This window comes from Actimicrobium antarcticum (genome assembly GCF_039536745.1).
Classification (GTDB): Bacteria; Pseudomonadota; Gammaproteobacteria; order Burkholderiales; family Burkholderiaceae_D; genus Actimicrobium; species Actimicrobium antarcticum.
The window spans coordinates 111,235-129,917 of the sequence record NZ_BAAAZE010000007.1 but is presented as its reverse complement, the minus strand read 5'-3'; the positions used below and the strand labels follow the sequence as shown (position 1 = coordinate 129,917).

Here is an 18,683-nt window from a genome sequence, read left to right as displayed (position 1 = left end):
AGCCATCATGAATCACTGGATTGCACGTTTTGCCGTCGGCTTGTCGCTGACGGCAGCCATCGCCGGACCGGCGCTGGCGCAAAGTACGGACCCGGCTGCCGCTTCGGCTGCGCCGGCTGTCGAGTCTGTCGATATCCTGAAACAGAACCAGGCCGAGCGCACCCGCGACCAGCCTGGCAACTCGGCGCCGACCTTTCGCACCATCAAGGAAGGCACCAAGAACTATTCCAGCTTGCCGGCACTGGAAGCCGGCGTCCTGATCCAGCCCAAGCAGCAGTTTCCGGGGCAGGCACGGGCAACTACCGCTGGTGAAGCATGGCGTAACTATCGCAACGGGCCGTTGACGCTGCTGGGGGGATGGTTGCTGTTTCTCGCTGCAGTGGGAGTCGCCGGGGTGTACTTCCTCAAAGGACCGATCAAGCTCAAGTCGACACCGACCGGCCGCCTGATCGAGCGCTTCACGTCGGTGGAACGCATGGCGCACTGGTCAACCGCGATCAGCTTCGTACTGCTGGCGCTGTCGGGCCTGATTCTGCTGTTCGGCAAGCACATACTGATGCCGGTATTCGGGCACACGCTATTTGGCTGGTTGTCTTTCCTGTGCAAGAACGTGCATAACTTTGTCGGACCGGTATTCACGGTGTCGCTCATCGTCACGTTCATTGTTTTCGTGAAAGATAATTTCCCGTCAAAAGGCGACCTGCAATGGATGCTGAGTCTAGGCGGCATGTTTGGTGGCAAGCACGTCTCGTCCGGTCGCTTCAATGCCGGTGAAAAAATGTGGTTCTGGTCAGGCATCGTCGGACTGGGCCTGATCATCAGCGCGTCGGGTCTGGTACTCAATATGCTGGTTCCCGGGATGGACTATTCACGCGGCGTGATGCAAATCGCGAACGTGGTGCACCTGATCGCCGCCGTGCTGGTGTCGACCATGGCCATGGGTCATATCTATATCGGCAGCATCGGTATGGAAGGCGCGTATTCCGCCATGCGTACCGGTTACGTCGATGACGCCTGGGCCAAGGAACACCATGACCTGTGGTACGACGATATCGAAGCCGGCAAAGTGCCGCGCATCCGCACCCAAGAAAAAGGCGCGACGCCGTCCGGCGCGCAGCCCCGTAGCGCAACCTGATTCAGGATTCAGCATGAAAAAATTGATCGCATTACTGTTCGGACTCACGCTCGCTGGCATGGCTTCGGCCAAGCTGCCTGCGCCTAGCGACGAAGCCAAAGCCAAGACCGCCGAAACCAAAGCCAAGGCCGCCTGGAGCGACAAGGTCTCGGCCTATAAACTCTGTCTGGTGCAAGACAAGACGGCAGCGTATTATCTGAAAGCCAAGTCACCGGCGACCAAGCCGATGGAAGGCTTGCCAGCTTGTGCGGACCCAGGACCGTATGTCGCAGCACCAGTAGCCGCTGTAGCGGTTGCTCCGGCGGCAGCACCGGCCGTTGCAGCAGCAGTTGCTCCCGCAGCTCCCGCAGCCAAAGAACCTGTCAAAAAATAAGGAAACCAGCCGATGAAACGTTTATCTCTGTTATGTGCCGGATTGCTGTTGTCGTCCCTGTCATACGCCGCCTCGGTGTCGTTCATCGAGCCGGCAGATGGTGCCACCGTTGGTACCACCTTCCCCGTGAAGTTTGCGGTTGAAGGCATGGATGTGAAACCGGCGGGCGAACTGTCACCGACCAGTGGCCATCACCATCTGCTGATCAATGCGGCAGCGATTCCTTCCGGTGAAGTGGTGCCGTTTGACGAAACCCATATCCATTTCGGCAAAGGTCAGACCGAGGCGACCGTCACGCTCAAGCCAGGCACTTACAAACTGACGATGCAATTCGCGAACGGTGCACACCAGTCTTATGGTGAGCCTCTGAGCAAATCCATCACCGTCAACGTCAAGTAAATCGGGCCCATGACTTACCGTCCGCAACTCACCGAGGCCAGTGTCGACCTGACGCGTGAAGTCGAGGTCATGGATGAGCGCGGACGGGTGTCGCTGATTGCGATTCCTGCCGAGCGGCCCCTGACCGTGTATGTCGACAAGCGCGAACTGGTCACGTTGATGACGCTGGGCGGCGCACCGGAAGCACTGACGCTGGGCTATCTGCGCAATCAGCGGTTTATTCGCCAGATCGAGGACATCGTCTCGGTGCAGGTCGACTGGGATGTCGAGGCAGTGGCGGTGGTCACGCGCAACGGGATCGACGATATCGAGGCGCGTACCGCCAAGCGGGTCGTGACCACCGGTTGCGGACAGGGTTCGGTATTCGGTGGCCTGATGGATGATGTTGCGGCGATCTCGCTGTCGCCCGACGCGCGCATGACGCAGTCCACGCTGTATCGCATCATCGACACGATCCGCACCCAGCAATCGATCTACAAACAGGCCGGTTCGGTGCACGGCTGTGCGTTGTTCTCGTCGACCGGCGAGTTGCTGTATTTCGTCGAAGATGTCGGCCGTCACAACGCGGTCGATGCGATTGCCGGACGCATGTGGCTCGATGGCATGCGTGGCGACGACAAGATCTTCTATACCACCGGACGGCTGACGTCCGAGATGGTGATCAAGGGCGGGCAGATGGGAATTCCTTTCCTGCTGTCGCGTTCTGGTACGACCCAGATGGGCCATATGGTCGCCGAGCAACTCGGCATGGCACTGGTGGCGCGCTGTACCGGCAAGCATTTTCTATTACTAGCCGGCAAGGAGCGCGTGGTGTTCGAACCGCACTTGCTTGATGGCGTGCTGAAGGTTGCCTGATTTGATGTGCGCATGGCACTGATCGATGCGATCAGTGCGGCCTTCGGACTCCTGTTGTCCGGTGATGCCGATCTGTGGCACATCGTCTGGGTCTCGGTTTCTACCTGTCTTGTTGCACTGCTGATTGCCACACCGATTGCTGTCGGTCTCGGCTACCTGGTCGCGACCCGGTTTTTTCCGGGGCGACGTATCGTCATCTGGCTGTCCCAGGTGGCGCTCTCCTTTCCTACTGTCCTGATTGGATTGCTGCTCTATTTGGTGCTGTCCCGGCAGGGACCGGCGGGTCAGTTGCACTGGCTGTTTTCACAATCGGGCCTGATCGTCGGTCAGGTGCTCATCGCGCTGCCGGTGCTGGTGGCATTCACGCTGGCGGCGGTGCAGGCCGCCGACCCCCGGCTGGCGGAAACCGCGATCACGCTGGGTGCATCACGCTGGCGCGTCATGGCCACCATGCTGCGCGAAGTGCGGTTTGGCGTGATGGCGGCGATCACCAACGGGTTCGGCCGGGTCATCTCCGAGGTCGGTTGCGCGATGATGGTGGGCGGGAATATCGCCGGTGAAACGCGCACCATCACCACCGCCATTGCGCTCGAAACCAGCAAGGGCGATTTCGCCCAGGGAATTGCGCTGGGCATGGTGCTGATCGCGATCGCACTGGTGATCAATGCGGCTCTGCTACTGTTGCAGGGAGATGCACGATGAACAGTTTGCTGTCGATCGACGGACTGCAAAAAAGCTTCGCACAACGGCGCCTGCTGGACATCGACCGGCTGCAGATCGCTCCTGCCAGCGCCTATGTCCTGACTGGTGCTAATGGCTCCGGTAAAAGCACCTTGCTGCGCATCCTCGCGGGCCTGGAATCAGCCCAGATCGACGCGGCGACATTTTGCGACGCGCCGATCAGCCTGTCGCCGTATCCGGCATTGCTGCGCGATGCCGTGCTGTACGTGCATCAGCATCCGGTCATGTTCTCGACCAGCGTGGAAGCCAATATCGGTTATGGCCTGGCGGTGCGCGGCATCGCCCGTGCCGCGCAGGCCCGGCGCGTCGCTGATGCGATGGCATGGGCTGGCGTCGAGCATTTGCGCGGCACCCGTCCATCGCACTGGTCGGGTGGCGAAAAGCAGCGCGTCGCACTGGCACGTGCCCGTGTGCTGCGACCGCAATTGCTGTTGCTCGATGAGCCCACCGCCAACCTCGACGGCCCCGCACGCGAACAGGTCATCGCACTGATCCCGACCCTGCTGGCCGAAGGGCGCAGCGTTATCATGGCGTGCCATGACCGCGACCTGATCGGCTTGCCCGGCGTGCAGCGCCTGAAGCTCAAAGAAGGTCGGCTGGAATTGCGCGACGCAAATACCCAATCCGACTAATCGCGATTCCACGTTTTTACTTCCATTGAAAGAAAATTCCATGACACGTCGTCTCGCCCTTCACCTGCTGTTTGCCGTGTGCGCCAGCGCCATTGTTCCACTGGCCTCTGCGCAGCAAATCATCAAGCTATCCACAACGACCAGCACCGAAAATTCCGGACTGCTGAAAGTCCTGTTGCCCGAATTCGAAAAGCAGTTCAACGCCAAGGTGCAGGTTATTTCAGTCGGCACCGGCAAGGCACTCGAACTGGCAAAAAATGGCGATGTCGACGTCACACTGGTCCATGCGCGGCCGTCGGAAGACAAATTCATGGCCGACGGCTATGGCGTTAACCGGCGTGACGTGATGTTCAACGACTTCATTCTGGTCGGCCCGGTGGCTGATCCGGCCGGCCTGGCAGGCAGCAAGGACATTTTGAAAAGTTTGAAAAAGCTGGTCGATTCCAAAGCCCGCTTCATCTCGCGCGGCGACAATTCCGGTACCGACCAAATGGAACAGACCTACTGGAAAAGTGCCGGCGTCAAACCGCAGGGCAGTGCCTACATCGCGGCCGGACTCGGCATGGGCGAAGTACTGAACATGGCCGCCGAGCTGCAGGCCTACACGCTGACCGATAGGGCAACTTACAACACCTACCGCGCCAAAACCGGACTGGCCATCGCGGTCGAAGGTGACGCCCTGATGTTCAACCCGTACGGCATCATCGCGGTCAACCCGGCGCGTCATCCGGGCGTCAACCAGCAAGGTGCGAACCAGTTGATCGAATGGATCACTTCTCCTGACGGCCAGCAAAAAATCGCGGCCTTCCAGGTCGGTGGCCAGCAAGTGTTTTTTCCATCGGCGCGAGCAGGTGCTGGCAAGGCTGTTCCTGCGGCAAATTAAAAGTTGCCAATCAGTGCATTCTGAATAATTTTTCGTTACATGTATTTACTTTATTGAAACCAAGAGTCACACTGAATCGTTACCGCTGATAAACCTTTTGGCGGCGTAATGGTGGAGATTGATGATGTCACTCTTGCGTTTCAAATCCCTCCTGACCGGTCCCGGGCGATTATTTTTTCCTTCATTTTGTTTGTTCTTCAGTACTGCGTTAATCGGCGCGGTGCCACTGACTTATTTGCTGGTGCCGTTGTTGCTGGTTTTTTTGATTCTGTCGATGCTGGTAGTCGTGGAAGTGGTCCGGGACACCGGCTCAGCAGGCGTGGTTGCTGTGGCGGTGGTGCGAACCGATTTGCTGCCGGTGGTGACTTGCCAGATGTTGCGTAGCGGGCGGGGGAGGCGGGATGCGGAGGAGGATTGTTCGGTACGCGGGTAGGCAAGCGGGATGCGCTCAGTGAGATCGCAGATGCCGTTATGCGTGTCTATCGTCACGCGGCACCCTGCGGATCGGGTTGCGCTACCCGGATGCATGAGCGCAACCACAACCATTGAGCCCGCAACTCAATCAGCGACGCATGCCTCGTGGCTCGCTTTCACCAAGCCACTTCAATCCCATCCCACGCAATAAATCGCCCACTATTGGCCGGCGTTGCAGTCGCGATCACTGCCAGCAACTGCGCCGCTGCGCGTTCTGGCGAAAACAGTTTTTCCGGCGTAACACCGCGCTGAAAAGGGCGCGACAATGCGCTGTCAACGGTCCCCGGATGCAGCAACTGAACACTCAATCGCGGATGGCTGCGACGGCCTTCGATGGCGACGGTCTTGAGCAACTGATTCTGCGCTGCCTTGGCCGCGCGATATGCATACCAGCCGCCCAGCCGGTTATCGCTGATCGACCCGACCCGCGCCGATAGCGATGCGAACACGGCAACCGCGTCATGCCGCATCAACGGCAGCATTGCCTGCGCCAGCAGCACAGGCCCGAATGCATTAACGGCAAAGACCTGCTGAAGATTGGTGCTGGTCACCGCAGCCAGCGATTTTTCTGGTGCGAGTTCGGCTTGATGCAGCAGGCCTGTCGCGTTGATGACCAGATGCAGACGTGCTCCACCCAGGCGTAAAGCGAGTGCATGCAAGCTGCTGCTGTCGGTAATGTCGGCCTGTGCAATGACGAGTCGCGATGGATGGTGTGCGGCAAGTTCCGCCAGGCCCGCCGAGTCAGCTGTGCCACGTGCAGCGGCGGTCACTCGGGCAACACCGGGATGCGCCAGCAACTGCGTGGTCAGCGCCAGTCCGATCCCGCCCGACGCACCCATCACCAGCACTTCCGCTGGTTCGGTTAATCCGTCGAGCAGGACAGGTGGAAGCGCATGGTTGGTTGGTTGGGTCATCTTGGATTCCGGGGATGTAACTAGCAGAATGTCCAGTGTAGCGGTGCTGGCGAATTGGCGTTTGGACACAGCTATTTTCCCGTTTCAAGGCGATCGGTCCGCTGATTGTCGCAGCGTTGATTCTTATCAATTACCGACCCGACCCACGCGAAAAGATCAATGACACACTCGGCTTTTCAAGCGCCGTGTGGCGTTGTCGATCCCGACCCTCAAGCTGACCTTGACGTGTATGGGCCTTCGCCATCGGAAAAACTCTCGCGCCGCTCTGTCTATTCACGTCTCGCCAGCCTTTGACCTATCGGATGCAGCCATACAATGAATCCAGCCACCCCTGACTCGGAAGATCCGGCAATTGACAGAGCTGCCTCCGGTGACGTCTTTTCTGCCCGTAGCTGGATGATAGCGATGCTGGAGGTCGAAGCAGCACTGGTGCACGCGCTGGCCCGGCATGGTGTGATCGACAACGCCGCGGCAGAGCACATCGCCGCGTGCTGTAACGTCGAACTGATCGAGCCCGGTTTGTCGGAAGCTGCGTTTGCGGTAGCGGCAAATCCGGCGGATGCGCTGTTGCGCCGGCTCGGTGATGTGGTGGCCGCACGCGATGAAGACGCGGCTAACTACGTGCACTGGGGCGCCAGTCATCAGGATCTGGTCGACACCGCGACGGTGCTGCGCTTGCGGGTGGCGCTGTGCTTGATTCAGGCCGATCTGGATCGCTTGCTAGCGGTGTTGTCGCAACGCGCAGACCAGCACCGGCACTCGGCACAAATCGGACGCGCCGGATTACGCCATGCATTGCCAATCACTTTCGGACTGAAAGTGGCGGGCTGGATCGATGGCCTGCTGCGCCACCAGCAACGCCTGCAGGAACTGCGACCGCGCTTGCTGGTTGCGCAAATCGGTGGCGCTGCCGGAACGCTGGCCGGACTCGGCGACGCAGCCCTGCCGGTGGCCGGTTCCTTCGCCGCCATGCTGGATCTCGCCTTGCCGGACCTGCCCTGGCAGACCCAGCACGACCGCTTCGCAGAAGTGGCCACGACGTTGGGCTTGCTGATTGGCTCATTGGGCAGGATGGCCCACGACATCGCGTTACTGATGCAGGATGAAGTGGCAGAATTGGCCCTGCCGGTCCTGACAATGCAGGCACATCCGGCAGTTCCTGCCGCCTGTGCCATTGCACTAGCGGCCGCACAACAGGGGCCGGCACTGGTGGCCGTCATGCTGGCGGGCTTGCAGCAAGAACACGAGCGCGGGCTGCAAGTCGCTCAGTCCGAATTGGACACCTTGCACCGGATCGTGCGCTTTACATCCGCTGCACTGGCACAGATGCTGCAACTGGCCAGCACCATGACGGTCGATGCTGAGCGCATGCGCCGCAATCTCGATCTGACCCAGGGCAGGATCATGGCTGAGCCGGTGCTGCTCGCGCTGGCACGCAAGATGGGTACGTTGCCGGCCACCGAGCTGGTCTGGCAAGCCTGTCAAGAAGCTGCCGGAGGCGGTGAACCACTGCGCCACGTACTCGACCGGCAGAGGGCAGTCACTAGCCGCCTCACTCCGCTGGAACTGGACCGACTGCTGGATCCTGCGGCGTACACCGGTCAATCGGCCAGCTTCGTCGAGCGTGTCTTGCAAAGTCGCCTGCAGCAACGCGAGCGCCAGGCCGTAGCCGACCGGACAGACTTGCCCGAAGTCGCGTCGGCGCTCTCGCATTGTCACTATGAGATCGATGGCGCCGCGGATGCACCGTGGCTGGTGCTATCGAATGCACTGGGCACCTCGCTCGACATCTGGATGCCGCAAATGCCTGACTTGCTGCCGCATTTTCGGGTGCTGCGCTACGACACGCGCGGCCACGGCCAGTCGGCGATGGGCGAGGGACCTGCCAGCATCGGACAACTCGGCGAGGACGTGATTGCACTGATGGATTACCTGGGAATTGCCCGCGCCAATTTTTGTGGCCTCTCGCTCGGTGGCATGACCGGACTCTGGCTGGCGGCCCACCATCCTGCCCGCATCGAACGGATGGTGGTCAGCAATGCGGCGCCGCTGCTGGGGCCGTCGTCGTTGTGGGATAGCTGGATCGAGCTGGTGCGCCAGCGCAGGATCGCGGCGATCATGCCGCTGGTGATCGAACGCTGGTTCACCGACGATTTCCGCAGGCATGCGGTGCTGCAGGTGAATGCGGTACGCGCCATGTTACTCAGCACATCCGAATCCGGATTCATTGCTGCCTGCACGGCCATCCGCGATATGGATTTGCGGGACAGCCTTGTCAGCATCCATGTGCCGACGCTGGTGATCGGATGCAAGCGCGACAAGGTCACGGCACCTGCCCAGACACGACGCATGGCCGAACACATCGCCGGTTCCACTTACCTGGAACTGAACGCCGCCCACTTGCCGAACTGGGAAGTAGCGCAGCGCTTCAATGCCGACCTGGTGAGTTTTTTGCGGCGGGTATCGTGAAGCGCAAAGATCGCTGGCGGCGTGTTCCTTGCCATTGCCATTGCCTTGTAAGCAGGCACGTCGAAGACCGCCGTCACGTCGGCTGCATCAGCCTCTCCAGCGACGCGGCCCAGGAGGCTTTTTCTCGGTCATGCTTTCCTTGCTGGTTTTTCTGGCGAGAGATGAGCGGTCGGATGGTGATACGCCCCCTGCGGTCAGATTTGAGTCAGAAGAGATTTGGCTGGCTATCGGTCTGGCATGCACTCTTCTGCCTGATTCACTGACCGTTGTATGGCCGGCTGCCTGTTCTTTTGCGGCTGCCTGGTCCGACTCCAAAGAGCGCCGGACCTGCATTGGACTCATCTGGATACGTGCGTCGGTTTCCATAAACGGGGATTGTTCGGCCAGCCGAGCTCGGTCAGCGGTCAGGATTGGACTGCACGAGCGCGGGATATGCAAAGGCGACGTAGGAGTGCTGCCGCCTGTTTCACTGATCCTAGGCTGACTGAATACTGCTTTTCCTCCGCCCATCGCACTTGATCTGCCAGAGGAGTGCACTTCGGTCAACTGGGGTGCGGAACCAGTTAACAGTGATCTGTGAAGCTTGGTACGCGTCGAGACCGTTGTAGACGCTTCATCGCTATCGGACGATGCTGACTGAAGCGGGCTGTTCTCTTCAATATATTGGCGGGCGGTACGCCGGGCAGTTGCACGCTGGAGTGCCTCCTCACTGAGCGCCATAAAATAGGGTGTATCTTTTACTTTGTATTCGCCCAGCATAGCCTTGCGTAGCTCGACGGGATTGATGTCGTCGACGGCCGGATCGGCCAGCATTTTCTCCACGATGGGCATGATGTGCTGCTTGAATTTTTTACCGTTTTCTCGCCCCTGACGGATCACCTTGTCGTAATTTTTGACAAGTATCTTATCCAGAGTCTCCGGATCCAGTTTGCTGAACAATCCGTCAGGTTTGTTGTATACCGCGTAAGTGTGTCCAAGGACGTCGGTGCCGGGTGGGGCCAGCGCGTCCGAACCCATGATGAATCGATCAGGATGTGCCATGACGACTTTGGCGACTTCTTCCGGGTCAAGCTTGGCGGCAACGCGGCTCCATGACAAATCGATCATCAATTGTGGAAAACGGTGCAGAAGCGAATCGATTTTGCGGTAATGGCCCTCAGGAATTTCACCGAATCGCCCAATCCCGCCAAAATGCGCCCAGATAATCGTGGTGGCTTCTGTCTGAATGTCGTTCAGCAGCGCGATCATGCCATTCAGATTTTTTGGATGGCCTTTTTTGACATCTTCGGCGATGGCCGTATCAACGTCACAATGTATGGTCATCGGCAAGCCGGCCAGGCCGACGAATTCGATCAGTTTGCAGAACGGCTTGATGTGCTTTTTGAGGTCGGCCTGGCTTTCATTGGGCAGCAAGTGCATGACAATTTCCTTCTCCAGCGTGACCTCGCCGACCAAAGAAAACGGTGCCTCGTTCAGGGCAATTTTTTGTAAAAAGGAAAAATGCGCGCGTGGATCACCAAGGTGCAATCCGGTAATGGCGAGATCGACACGGTCTTTCTGGTCTTCCGTCAGTGCCATGTATTCCCTGGCCTGTACCCAGTCGACTTCGGTATTGATAAACAGCTCGACATTCTTTTTTGCCTCCAGAATGATCTCTTTGGTCAGCTTTTCGTTGCCGTACTTTGATTCGTTCAAATAATAGGTTTCGCCGCAACCGCTTTCCGGATTCGCGTAATGCTTGTCCCATTGCAGCGACATGATGTTGGTTGGAATTTTCATCGCAACAAAATGCTTCAGATTGATGTCATTGGCCATCTGGATCATGCGCAGCAATGAAGGCCCTTTCTGGTCATAGCCAGTGGGATGCAAATGGCCATCACAGTGCACCTGGAAAGCCACTTTTGGCGGTGGATTGACGGATGAACTTGTCGCCGACGAATCGACAGCAGCCGGCGAGATCTTTAGCTCTTCGAATTTGCCTTGCACCTGGTCAGGCGTCAGCGGTTTCTCGAGGGTCGCCTGCTGGCTGTGAAAAACAACGAATTTTGTACGTTGTTGTTCAGCGGAAGTATTAATTTTTGGCATGATAAATTGACTTTGAGCGTGAATGAATTGCGGCGCATGAACGGGTCACCGAGTGCGCGTGGCCGGTGTTTGGCCGGGATGGTTCCGTGTGAGCGCAAAGGACGCGCGATTTAACCTGACACCGCCGCGCCAGATGACGCTCGCGGCCCGTCTCTTGTGCCGCAACTTCCTTCTGCCACAATGGCATCGGTTTTTGCAGGTGCGGCATCAGAACTTCCACACAGGTTTCTTGGACGGTGTTCCGGTAGGCGTTTCGCTGGCGGTTGTCCGGGCGATGCGGACGTTGGTCTGTCGACTTGTTCCCGGCATCGCTATTGCTGCGGAAGAAACGTCCCGATCGGTTATCGGTGCGATGGAGATACCCGCCAGCGTGCGCCGGAGCCGCGAAGCGGTCGAGACCACCGGCGACGAACTACTGCTTTCGGACGACGATATCAGTGGACCGTTCTCGTCGATAAATGTTTTGGCGGCTTTGCGTGCCAGACCGCGCACCAGCATTTCTTCCATCAGCGTATGGTAATAATCCGGATCTTTTTCCTTGTACTCGTTGAGCATCCACGCGCGCAATCCCTCGGGGAGAAGATTGTCGATTGCCGGGTTGAGCAGCAGATCCGTCATGCCGGGCAAAATATGTTGCTTGAATTTTTTACCGTTTTCTCGTCCCTGACGGATCACGGTGTCGTAATTCTTTTCCAGTAGTTTTTCCAGCGCTTCCTCAGTCAATTTACTGAATAATCCGCCTGGCTGGTCATATACCGAGTAGGTTTGTCCAAGTACCGAGGTGTCACGTGGTGCCAGCGCATCCGACCCCATGATGAACCGATCTGGATATTCGTTGATGATCGCGGCGACCTTGTCCGGGTCCAGCTTGGTGGCAACACGGCTCCACGACAAGTCGATCATCAACTGGGGAAAGCGTTTCAAAAGCGAATCGATGTTCTTGTAATGATTGTCGGGAATGCCACCGAATCGGCCGATCCCGCCAAAATGCGACCAGATGATCTTGGTGTCTTCTGTCTGCACATCGCTCAGCAGCGCGATCATGCCGTTGAGGTTTAACGGATGTCCGGGTTTGACTTCATCGGGTATCGCCGTATCCATGTCGCAATGGATGTTCATCGGCAAGCCGGTAAGTCCTACCATTTCGATCAACGTGCAGAACGGTTTGATATGCCGCTTCAGGTCAGCCTGGCTTTCGTGAGGTAGCAAGTGCATGACCATTTCCTTGGCCAGGGTGACCTCGCCGACCAGCGAGAACGGCGCATCGTTATCGGCCATTTTCTGAAAAAACGAAAAGTGTGCACGTGGATCGCCGAGGTGCAAGCCGGTAATAGCCAGATCGATACGGTCTTTTTGATCGTCCGTCAGCGCCATGTATTCCCGGGCTTGCACCCAGTCGACTTCGGTATTGATATACAGCTCCACCTTTTTTTTCGTTTCGATGATTTTTTCTCTGGTGAGCACGTTGTCTTCGAACATCGCTTGGTCCAGATAATAGGTTTCGCCACAGCCGCTATCCGGATTGCCATATTTCCCGTCCCACTGGAGCGACATGATATTGGTCGGAATTTTCATCGCAACGAAGTGCTTCAGGTTGATGTCGTTGGCCATCTGAATCATGCGCAGCAATGACGGCCCTTTCTGATCGTAGCCGGTGGGATGCAAATGCCCATCGCAATGGACACGCGGAAGGGTTGCAGGCGGCACAGTGACGGAAGAACCTCCTGCCGATGGGTCTGTATCAGCGGGAGAGCGAGGCAGTGCCGTGAATTTCCCTGGCACCTGATTAGGTGACAGAGGCGGCACAATTTGCTCGAACCCAGCATGAAGAACGACGGTCTTCGCAAGCTGCTTTTTGTCGATAGTGAATATTTTTGGCATGATGAATTGACGCTATTGATGTATTAAATACGGCTTGTGAGCTGCTTGCCAGAAGCGTGCAGCGGATGTCGTGGAGTGACGGCCTTGCGTGCGCGGTGGTGTTTGTTGAAGTAGTTGGCTCTGCCCGCGAGAGATCGCATCATGGCCAGCAGGGTCTCGGGTGTCTGTGTCGACAGACTGATTCGTTCGATCATGACAACGCTATCGAGCACCCGTGAGACGCTGAAGGTGCAGTCGCGACTACTCATCATCATCAGGTTTTCCTGCAGCATCAGCGGATAGAGCACCGCCTGTTGTTCCAGATCGAGCTGGCCGAAATCGGCATGCAGGAACAGCCCGTCCGGGTCTGCCTTCGGTTTTTGAGTGAGCGCAAAGGACACGCCATTGAACGCGATACCGCCACCTTCGATGATGCTTTGCGGCGACGCGAATCCGGTCAGCTGGCACAGACCGGTAATCAGGTGTTCAAAGTTGGTATTCATGCTGTCCTTGAAGGCGGGAGGTTGTCCGGAGTAGCGTCAGCGGTGTGAAAAATTCTGTTTTTTGTCGTGACACGCAGTAAGTGACGTCGGGACGCAGACGGTTCCGTGATAAATGGAAATTAAATGGGATCAGCAGGAATTCGCCAGAACAACCGGTTTGGGGAACTGCATTGGCGTGCCAGCGACCTATCGTTGAATGGTTACACTCCGGAGATCACATGCAGCAGCAGTTCAACGCCGTCGTTCACGCCTTTTGCCGGGCCGAAAAATTTAACGCGCCCGAGCGCCTGATTGAGGGCGAGTCTGTCGAATTGCACGGCGTTGAATTCTCATTCGTCTATGACGAAGAGATTTGTGCTGATGCGATGCATTTGCGCGTGGTGTTTGGCAATGCGCCGCTGAAAGACGAGACCGCGATCTTTCGCGCGCTGCTCAATGAAAACCATCTGGGCTACACCGGCAAGGGGCCGGGTTTCTGTGTTTCACCGGCATCAGGCCTGGTCTTGTACATGCTGCAGTTGCGTCTGTGCGACGCCACGCCGGCGCAACTCGCAGGCACGATGCTGTACTTCACCGGCAAAGTGAAGGAATGGCGCAGCACGTATTTCCTGAAATCGGCGGTGCGGCGCGAGCGCCGGTTGCAAATGACCTGAGTGCGCCGCGTTCAACGCCCGGCCACTGGGCTCCGCTCAAAAAAAAGCCCCCGACGCGTCGGGGGCTTTTTTCGAACCGCATTTTTTATCGGTAGACATTCGTGCGGGCTGATGATGCCCGCATCATCCTCACCAGATAATGACGCGCTGTGCCGGCGGCAAGTACATCTTGTCGCCTTCCTTTACCTCGAACGCGCTATAGAAACCCGGTTGATTCGACAGCGTGCCGTTGGCGCGATACTGGGCCGGCGAGTGCGGGTCGGTCTTGATCTGCACGATGGTTTGTGCGTCACGCGACTTGGCGCGCCAGACCTGGGCCCAGCCAAGATACAGGCGCTGGTCACCGGTCATGCCCTCGATCACCGGCGCTTCCTTGCCGCCGAGCGACAACTTGTAAGCCTTGAATGCAATCGCCAGGCCGGAGTTGTCGGCGATGTTTTCACCCAGCGTCAGCGCACCGTTGACGTTGTAGCCGGGCAGTGGCGAGTACGCGCTGTACTGGGTCACCAGCATCTTCGTCTTGGCCGCGAATTTTTCGTGGTCCTGTTTGGTCCACCAGTCGCGCAGGTTGCCATCGCCATCGTATTGCGCGCCCTGGTCATCAAAGCCATGACTGATTTCGTGGCCGATCACGCCACCGATACCGCCATAATTGACCGCATCGTCAGCATTCGCATCGAAGAACGGCGGTTGCAGTATCGCGGCAGGAAAGACGATTTCGTTGAGCTCCGGATTGTAGTAGGCATTCACGGTTTGTGGCGTCATGCCCCACTCGTCGCGGTCGATCGGCTTGCCCAGTTTGTTCAGTTCGAACTGATACGCAAAGGCGGTGGCGCGCATCACGTTGCCGACCAGATCGTCCTTGCTGATCTGTACGCTGGAATAGTCTTTCCACTTGTTCGGGTAACCGATTTTCGGGGTGAACTTGGCCAGCTTGATCTGTGCTTCCTTCTTGGTGGCCGGGCTCATCCAGTCGATGGTCTCGATACTCTGGCGATAGGCTGCCAGCAGGTTTTGCACCAGCTTTTCCATGCGCGCCTTGCGCTCCGGCGGGAAATGTTCGGTCACATAGACCTTGCCGACCGCTTCACCCAGCGAGGCTTCGACGAGTGCCACGCCGCGCTTCCAGCGTGGTTCGTTTTCAGGGATGCCGCGCAATGCGGTGCCCTTGTAGGCAAAGTTGGTATCGACGTAGGGCTTCGACAGCATGCCGGCGTAGCGGCTGATCAGTTGCGCTTCGAAGTATTTTTTCCAGACCGGCAGGCTGGTCTTCTGGTAGACCGTATTGAAGCCTTTCAGATAGCTGGGCTGACTGACGATGACGTAGTTGACCTTGCCGTCGATACCCGCTGCGGTGAGATAGGATTTCCAGTCGTATTTCGGCGCTAGCGCGTTCAGTTTGGCGAAGTCGAGTTTGTTGTAGGTCTTGACCGGATCGCGGTTCTCGACATTGGTCCACTGGACTTTTGCCAGTTCGGTTTCCAGTGCCAGCACATCGTGTGCGCTCGCTGCGGCTGCTTTGTCACCCGACATCGACAGCATCGCCTGGACGAATTTCTGGTACTCGGCGCGTGCCGCCACCAGCTTGGCGTCGTTCGGTTTCAGGTAGTAGTCGCGGTCCGGCAAGCCCAGTCCGCTCTGTCCCAGATCGACGACGTATCTGGTCGAGTCGCGGGCATCCTGATGGATGCCGAACGCGTACGGCGTGTTCACTCCCAGCTGATTCAGATGTGCGATCAGGGCCGGGATGTCTTTCTTGTTGTTGATAGCGGCGATCTTTGCCAGTTCCGCTGCGAGTGGTTTGAGACCCAGTTCGTCGAGCTTTTTTTCATCCATGTAGCTGGTGTACAGGTCGCCGATCTTGCGGGTTTCCGGCGTGCTGGCAGTGGTGTCCCTGGCGGCGTTTTCTATGATTGCGCGCAATTGCGGCAGCGTGTCATCACGCAATTTGGCGAACGAGCCCCAGCTCGATTTGTCGGCCGGGATCTCGGTCGTGGCCAGCCATTTTCCGCTGACGTACTTGAAAAAATCATCCTGGGCGCGCACGCCCTTGTCCATGTGTTGCAGGTCGATGCCGGTTGCCAGTTGTGCTGGCGTTCCGGCGGGAGATTGCTCGGCTGCGATAGCAGTCGACGCAGTGGCAGCCATGCCGAGATAAAGCGCGTTCACCAGAAGTCGATTCATGAAGGGGTTTCCTTTTGAGTTCCTTTGCCCGTTGTCGGCAAAGCAAGGGAAAGAATTTACCATAACTGCAGGTGGCCGATTGCGCGCATCGGCATGGGGTACCAGCGCACCGGTTTATGGTTCAGAATAGGGCGCTTGCCGGGCCGGCCGATCGTTGGCCCGGTCCGTGTGATCGACCTGAACAGCACCGAACCGGAGAAACCCGCATGAAGCAACAAGGCAAATTGATTCTCAAGGCAAGCATGATCGCAGTGCTGTGCGCCGCAGCAGGGCTGGCCAGCAATGCCAACGCCGCCAAGACGCTGGTGTTCTGCTCCGAAGGCAGCCCGGAAGGTTTCAATCCGCAATTTTTCAGTACTGGTACCACGATGGATGCCTCATCGGTACCGATGTTCAACCGGCTGGTGGAATTCGATATCGGAACGACTAACATCGTCCCCGGTTTGGCCGAATCCTGGGTCATTGCACCGGATGGTCTGAGCTATACCTTCACATTGCGCAAGGGCGTGAAGTTTCACAGCAGCGCCAAGTTCAAACCGAGCCGCGACATGAACGCCGACGACATCGTGTTCAGCTACAACCGCATGGCCAACCCCAAGCATCCGTTCTATAAAAACACGCCGGGCACTACCTACGCCTACTTTGAAGACATGGGCATGAACAAGATCGTCGACAAAATCGAAAAGGTCGACGCGATGACGGTGCGCTTCAAATTGCTGCATCCGGAAGCACCGTTCATGGCCAATCTGGCGATGGATTTCAATTCGATACAGTCGGCCGAATATGCCGACAAAATGAAAGCCGCCGGCACACCCGAAGTCATCGATCGCGAGCCGATCGGCACTGGCCCGTTCCAGTTCGTCTCGTACCAGAAAGACGCGGTGATCCGCTACAAGGCCTTTGACCAGCACTGGGGTGGCCGGCCAAAAATCGACAATCTGATCTATGCCATCACGCCTGATGCCTCGGTGCGCTACGCCAAACTGAAAGCAGGCGAGTGCCACGTGATGGCATTCCCGAAGCCAGCCGACATAGCCCTGATGAAAGCCGACCCGGCCCTGACCATGCTGACCAAGGAAGGCCTGAACATCGGCTACATCGCCTTCAATGTCGAGAAAAAACCGTTCGACAACAAGCTGGTGCGCCAAGCTCTGACCATGGCGGTCGACAAGCAAACCATCCTGAAAACCGTCTTCCAGGGTTCGGGTCAGGCAGCCAAGAATCCGATCCCGCCGATGCTCTGGTCCTACAACGACAAGATCACCGATTACCCGTATGACGTCGCCAAGGCCAAGGCGCTGCTGACCAAAGCCGGCTACCCGAACGGCGCCGAAGTCGACCTCTGGTATCTGCCGGTCAGCCGTCCGTACAACCCCGACGGCAAGCGCATGGCCGAATTGATCCAGGCGGACTGGGCCAAGGTCGGCGTCAAGGCCCGGCTTGTGACGTACGAATGGGGCGAATACCGCAAGCGCAGCAAGACCGGCGAGCAGCAGGCCATGATGTTTGGCTGGTCCGGTGACAACGGCGACCCGGATAACTTCTTCGGGCCATTGCTGGGTTGCGACGCGGTAGCAGGTGGCGGCAACGTCGCGCGCTGGTGCAACAAGGATTTTGAAGCCCAGCTACAGAAAGCCAAGGCCACCTCGGTGCAGGCAGAGCGCGCCAAATTCTATCAACGTGCGCAGGAAATTGCCCATGAAGAAGCGCCGTTGATCGAGATTGCGCATTCGGTGCGGTTCACGCCGGTACGCAAGGAGGTGATTGGTTTCAAGATGGATGCGACGGCGCATCATTACTTTAACAAGGTGGATATGGCGAAGTAGGGGGAGTGTTGGCCGGGGGCATCCCGGCTGCCGGTTTTTTGCGCGGCGGCTTTGGGTCGTAGGTTGGGCTGCGAAGCCCAACATGCGTCAAGCTGCCTTGTAGGTCGCCACGGCGTACGGTCGTCTGTAGCTAAAACGGGTTGCGCTCCGTTGATGCAAGCCGGGTGCGGCCCGGCAGCCGGTCACTTCTTTTTGCTTCGCCAAAAAGCAGTAACCAAGAAAAAGGCGACCGCAAGACCGCTGCCCTTCGGGTTCCCAAATACTGTGCCCGTTCAGGGGGAGGGCCGCAAACTCGCTGCGCTCAGACAGTGCGGCCCTCTTATCCCCTGCCCAGACACGGTATTTGGCAGCGGCCTTTTATGCGGAATTCAAGGTCAAGACCAAGCCCAGCTTTGGTGATTGAATGATCTTCTCGCTCGCTTTGCGCGAGAAAGATGGCTGGTAAAAGCCTTGTAGATTTTGAGTTTGGCGTTGGTTTTGATACTGATTTTGAAGCTGGTTTTGACGTTGGTTTTGACGTCGATGTCGATCACGACGAGGAAGTTTTCTCGCGCAAAGCGAGCCCGATCATCAATCAATCACCAAGGCTGGGCTTGGTCTTGACCTTGAATTCCGCATAAAAAGATCGCTGCCAAAAACGGGGTACGGCAAGAGGATAAGAGGCCCGCACTGTCTGAGCGCAGCGAGTTTGCGGGCC

Annotated in this window: 17 protein-coding genes; 12 read left to right on the top strand and 5 right to left on the bottom strand. The window is 57.8% G+C overall.

Annotated elements, in window-relative coordinates:
• Positions 1-7 precede the first annotated feature (7 nt).
• From ABD720_RS06800 to ABD720_RS06765, 8 genes are all read left to right on the top strand, one after another.
• The gene (locus tag ABD720_RS06800) at positions 8-1,135 is read left to right on the top strand and encodes a formate dehydrogenase subunit gamma (protein WP_344762513.1); all 1,128 of its coding nucleotides are present in this window, start codon (positions 8-10) and stop codon (positions 1,133-1,135) included.
• A 13-nt stretch (positions 1,136-1,148) separates the two neighbouring features.
• On the top strand, positions 1,149-1,508 hold the full coding sequence (locus ABD720_RS06795) for a hypothetical protein (protein ID WP_344762512.1): 360 nt from the start codon (positions 1,149-1,151) through the stop codon (positions 1,506-1,508).
• A 12-nt stretch (positions 1,509-1,520) separates the two neighbouring features.
• Positions 1,521-1,907 (top strand): DUF4399 domain-containing protein, encoded by a 387-nt coding sequence (locus ABD720_RS06790; protein ID WP_344762511.1) that lies wholly within the window; start codon positions 1,521-1,523, stop codon positions 1,905-1,907.
• 9 nt (positions 1,908-1,916) lie between these two features.
• Positions 1,917-2,762, top strand: a complete 846-nt coding sequence (locus tag ABD720_RS06785) for a formate dehydrogenase accessory sulfurtransferase FdhD (RefSeq protein WP_344762510.1) — start codon at positions 1,917-1,919, stop codon at positions 2,760-2,762.
• A 12-nt stretch (positions 2,763-2,774) separates the two neighbouring features.
• On the top strand, positions 2,775-3,464 hold the full coding sequence (locus tag ABD720_RS06780) for an ABC transporter permease (protein ID WP_344762509.1): 690 nt from the start codon (positions 2,775-2,777) through the stop codon (positions 3,462-3,464).
• A complete protein-coding gene (locus tag ABD720_RS06775) occupies positions 3,461-4,135 on the top strand; it encodes an ABC transporter ATP-binding protein (RefSeq protein ID WP_344762508.1) in 675 nt (224 codons plus the stop codon). The genes ABD720_RS06780 and ABD720_RS06775 overlap by 4 nt, the downstream gene beginning before the upstream one ends.
• 40 nt (positions 4,136-4,175) lie before the next feature.
• On the top strand, positions 4,176-5,018 hold the full coding sequence (locus ABD720_RS06770) for an ABC transporter substrate-binding protein (protein ID WP_344762506.1): 843 nt from the start codon (positions 4,176-4,178) through the stop codon (positions 5,016-5,018).
• Between the two features lie 220 nt (positions 5,019-5,238).
• Positions 5,239-5,451 carry a hypothetical protein gene (locus tag ABD720_RS06765; protein ID WP_344762505.1) on the top strand — a complete coding sequence of 71 codons (213 nt, stop codon included), beginning with the start codon at positions 5,239-5,241 and terminating at the stop codon, positions 5,449-5,451.
• Between the two features lie 157 nt (positions 5,452-5,608).
• Here the strand turns inward: ABD720_RS06765 and ABD720_RS06760 are convergent, their stop codons facing one another.
• Positions 5,609-6,406 carry an SDR family NAD(P)-dependent oxidoreductase gene (locus tag ABD720_RS06760; RefSeq protein ID WP_344762504.1) on the bottom strand — a complete coding sequence of 266 codons (798 nt, stop codon included), beginning with the start codon at positions 6,404-6,406 and terminating at the stop codon, positions 5,609-5,611.
• Between the two features lie 315 nt (positions 6,407-6,721).
• On the opposite strand from ABD720_RS06760, the gene pcaD reads away from it, so the two are divergent.
• Positions 6,722-8,875 carry a 3-oxoadipate enol-lactonase gene (pcaD, locus tag ABD720_RS06755; RefSeq protein WP_344762503.1) on the top strand — a complete coding sequence of 718 codons (2,154 nt, stop codon included), beginning with the start codon at positions 6,722-6,724 and terminating at the stop codon, positions 8,873-8,875.
• A gap of 87 nt (positions 8,876-8,962) precedes the next feature.
• Here the strand turns inward: pcaD and ABD720_RS06750 are convergent, their stop codons facing one another.
• The 3 genes from ABD720_RS06750 to ABD720_RS06740 all read right to left on the bottom strand — a co-directional run bounded on the left by ABD720_RS06750 (position 8,963) and on the right by ABD720_RS06740 (position 13,323).
• Complete coding sequence (locus ABD720_RS06750; RefSeq protein WP_344762502.1) at positions 8,963-10,960, bottom strand: hypothetical protein; 1,998 nt, start codon at positions 10,958-10,960, stop codon at positions 8,963-8,965.
• Positions 10,961-11,167: 207 nt separating this feature from the next.
• A complete protein-coding gene (locus ABD720_RS06745; RefSeq protein ID WP_344762501.1) occupies positions 11,168-12,589 on the bottom strand; it encodes an amidohydrolase family protein in 1,422 nt (473 codons plus the stop codon).
• Between the two features lie 275 nt (positions 12,590-12,864).
• On the bottom strand, positions 12,865-13,323 hold the full coding sequence (locus tag ABD720_RS06740) for a CesT family type III secretion system chaperone (RefSeq protein ID WP_344762500.1): 459 nt from the start codon (positions 13,321-13,323) through the stop codon (positions 12,865-12,867).
• A gap of 218 nt (positions 13,324-13,541) precedes the next feature.
• Between ABD720_RS06740 and ABD720_RS06735 the strand changes: the two genes are divergently transcribed.
• On the top strand, positions 13,542-13,976 hold the full coding sequence (locus tag ABD720_RS06735; RefSeq protein ID WP_344762499.1) for a CesT family type III secretion system chaperone: 435 nt from the start codon (positions 13,542-13,544) through the stop codon (positions 13,974-13,976).
• A 129-nt stretch (positions 13,977-14,105) separates the two neighbouring features.
• On the opposite strand, the gene ABD720_RS06730 is transcribed toward ABD720_RS06735, so the two are convergent.
• Positions 14,106-16,160: a M13 family metallopeptidase gene (locus ABD720_RS06730; protein ID WP_344762498.1), complete on the bottom strand. Its 2,055-nt coding sequence runs from the start codon at positions 16,158-16,160 to the stop codon at positions 14,106-14,108.
• A 206-nt stretch (positions 16,161-16,366) separates the two neighbouring features.
• On the opposite strand from ABD720_RS06730, the gene ABD720_RS06725 reads away from it, so the two are divergent.
• Both ABD720_RS06725 and ABD720_RS06720 read left to right on the top strand, forming a co-directional pair.
• On the top strand, positions 16,367-17,986 hold the full coding sequence (locus ABD720_RS06725) for an ABC transporter substrate-binding protein (RefSeq protein ID WP_344762497.1): 1,620 nt from the start codon (positions 16,367-16,369) through the stop codon (positions 17,984-17,986).
• 434 nt (positions 17,987-18,420) lie between these two features.
• On the top strand, positions 18,421-18,606 hold the full coding sequence (locus ABD720_RS06720; protein WP_344762496.1) for a hypothetical protein: 186 nt from the start codon (positions 18,421-18,423) through the stop codon (positions 18,604-18,606).
• Positions 18,607-18,683: the final 77 nt, after the last annotated feature.

Excerpts from the sequence above, each read along its gene's own strand:
- ABD720_RS06795 (WP_344762512.1), top strand. The coding sequence starts at position 1,149 with ATGAAAAAATTGATCGCATTACTGTTCGGACTCACGCTCGCTGGCATG.
- pcaD (WP_344762503.1), top strand. The coding sequence starts at position 6,722 with ATGAATCCAGCCACCCCTGACTCGGAAGATCCGGCAATTGACAGAGCT.
- ABD720_RS06735 (WP_344762499.1), top strand. The coding sequence starts at position 13,542 with ATGCAGCAGCAGTTCAACGCCGTCGTTCACGCCTTTTGCCGGGCCGAA.
- ABD720_RS06775 (WP_344762508.1), top strand. The coding sequence starts at position 3,461 with ATGAACAGTTTGCTGTCGATCGACGGACTGCAAAAAAGCTTCGCACAA.
- ABD720_RS06730 (WP_344762498.1), bottom strand. The coding sequence starts at position 16,160 with ATGAATCGACTTCTGGTGAACGCGCTTTATCTCGGCATGGCTGCCACT.
- ABD720_RS06800 (WP_344762513.1), top strand. The coding sequence starts at position 8 with ATGAATCACTGGATTGCACGTTTTGCCGTCGGCTTGTCGCTGACGGCA.
- ABD720_RS06760 (WP_344762504.1), bottom strand. The coding sequence starts at position 6,406 with ATGACCCAACCAACCAACCATGCGCTTCCACCTGTCCTGCTCGACGGA.
- ABD720_RS06750 (WP_344762502.1), bottom strand. The coding sequence starts at position 10,960 with ATGCCAAAAATTAATACTTCCGCTGAACAACAACGTACAAAATTCGTT.
- ABD720_RS06720 (WP_344762496.1), top strand. The coding sequence starts at position 18,421 with ATGGCTGGTAAAAGCCTTGTAGATTTTGAGTTTGGCGTTGGTTTTGAT.
- ABD720_RS06780 (WP_344762509.1), top strand. The coding sequence starts at position 2,775 with ATGGCACTGATCGATGCGATCAGTGCGGCCTTCGGACTCCTGTTGTCC.
- ABD720_RS06725 (WP_344762497.1), top strand. The coding sequence starts at position 16,367 with ATGAAGCAACAAGGCAAATTGATTCTCAAGGCAAGCATGATCGCAGTG.
- ABD720_RS06770 (WP_344762506.1), top strand. The coding sequence starts at position 4,176 with ATGACACGTCGTCTCGCCCTTCACCTGCTGTTTGCCGTGTGCGCCAGC.
- ABD720_RS06790 (WP_344762511.1), top strand. The coding sequence starts at position 1,521 with ATGAAACGTTTATCTCTGTTATGTGCCGGATTGCTGTTGTCGTCCCTG.
- ABD720_RS06785 (WP_344762510.1), top strand. The coding sequence starts at position 1,917 with ATGACTTACCGTCCGCAACTCACCGAGGCCAGTGTCGACCTGACGCGT.
- ABD720_RS06740 (WP_344762500.1), bottom strand. The coding sequence starts at position 13,323 with ATGAATACCAACTTTGAACACCTGATTACCGGTCTGTGCCAGCTGACC.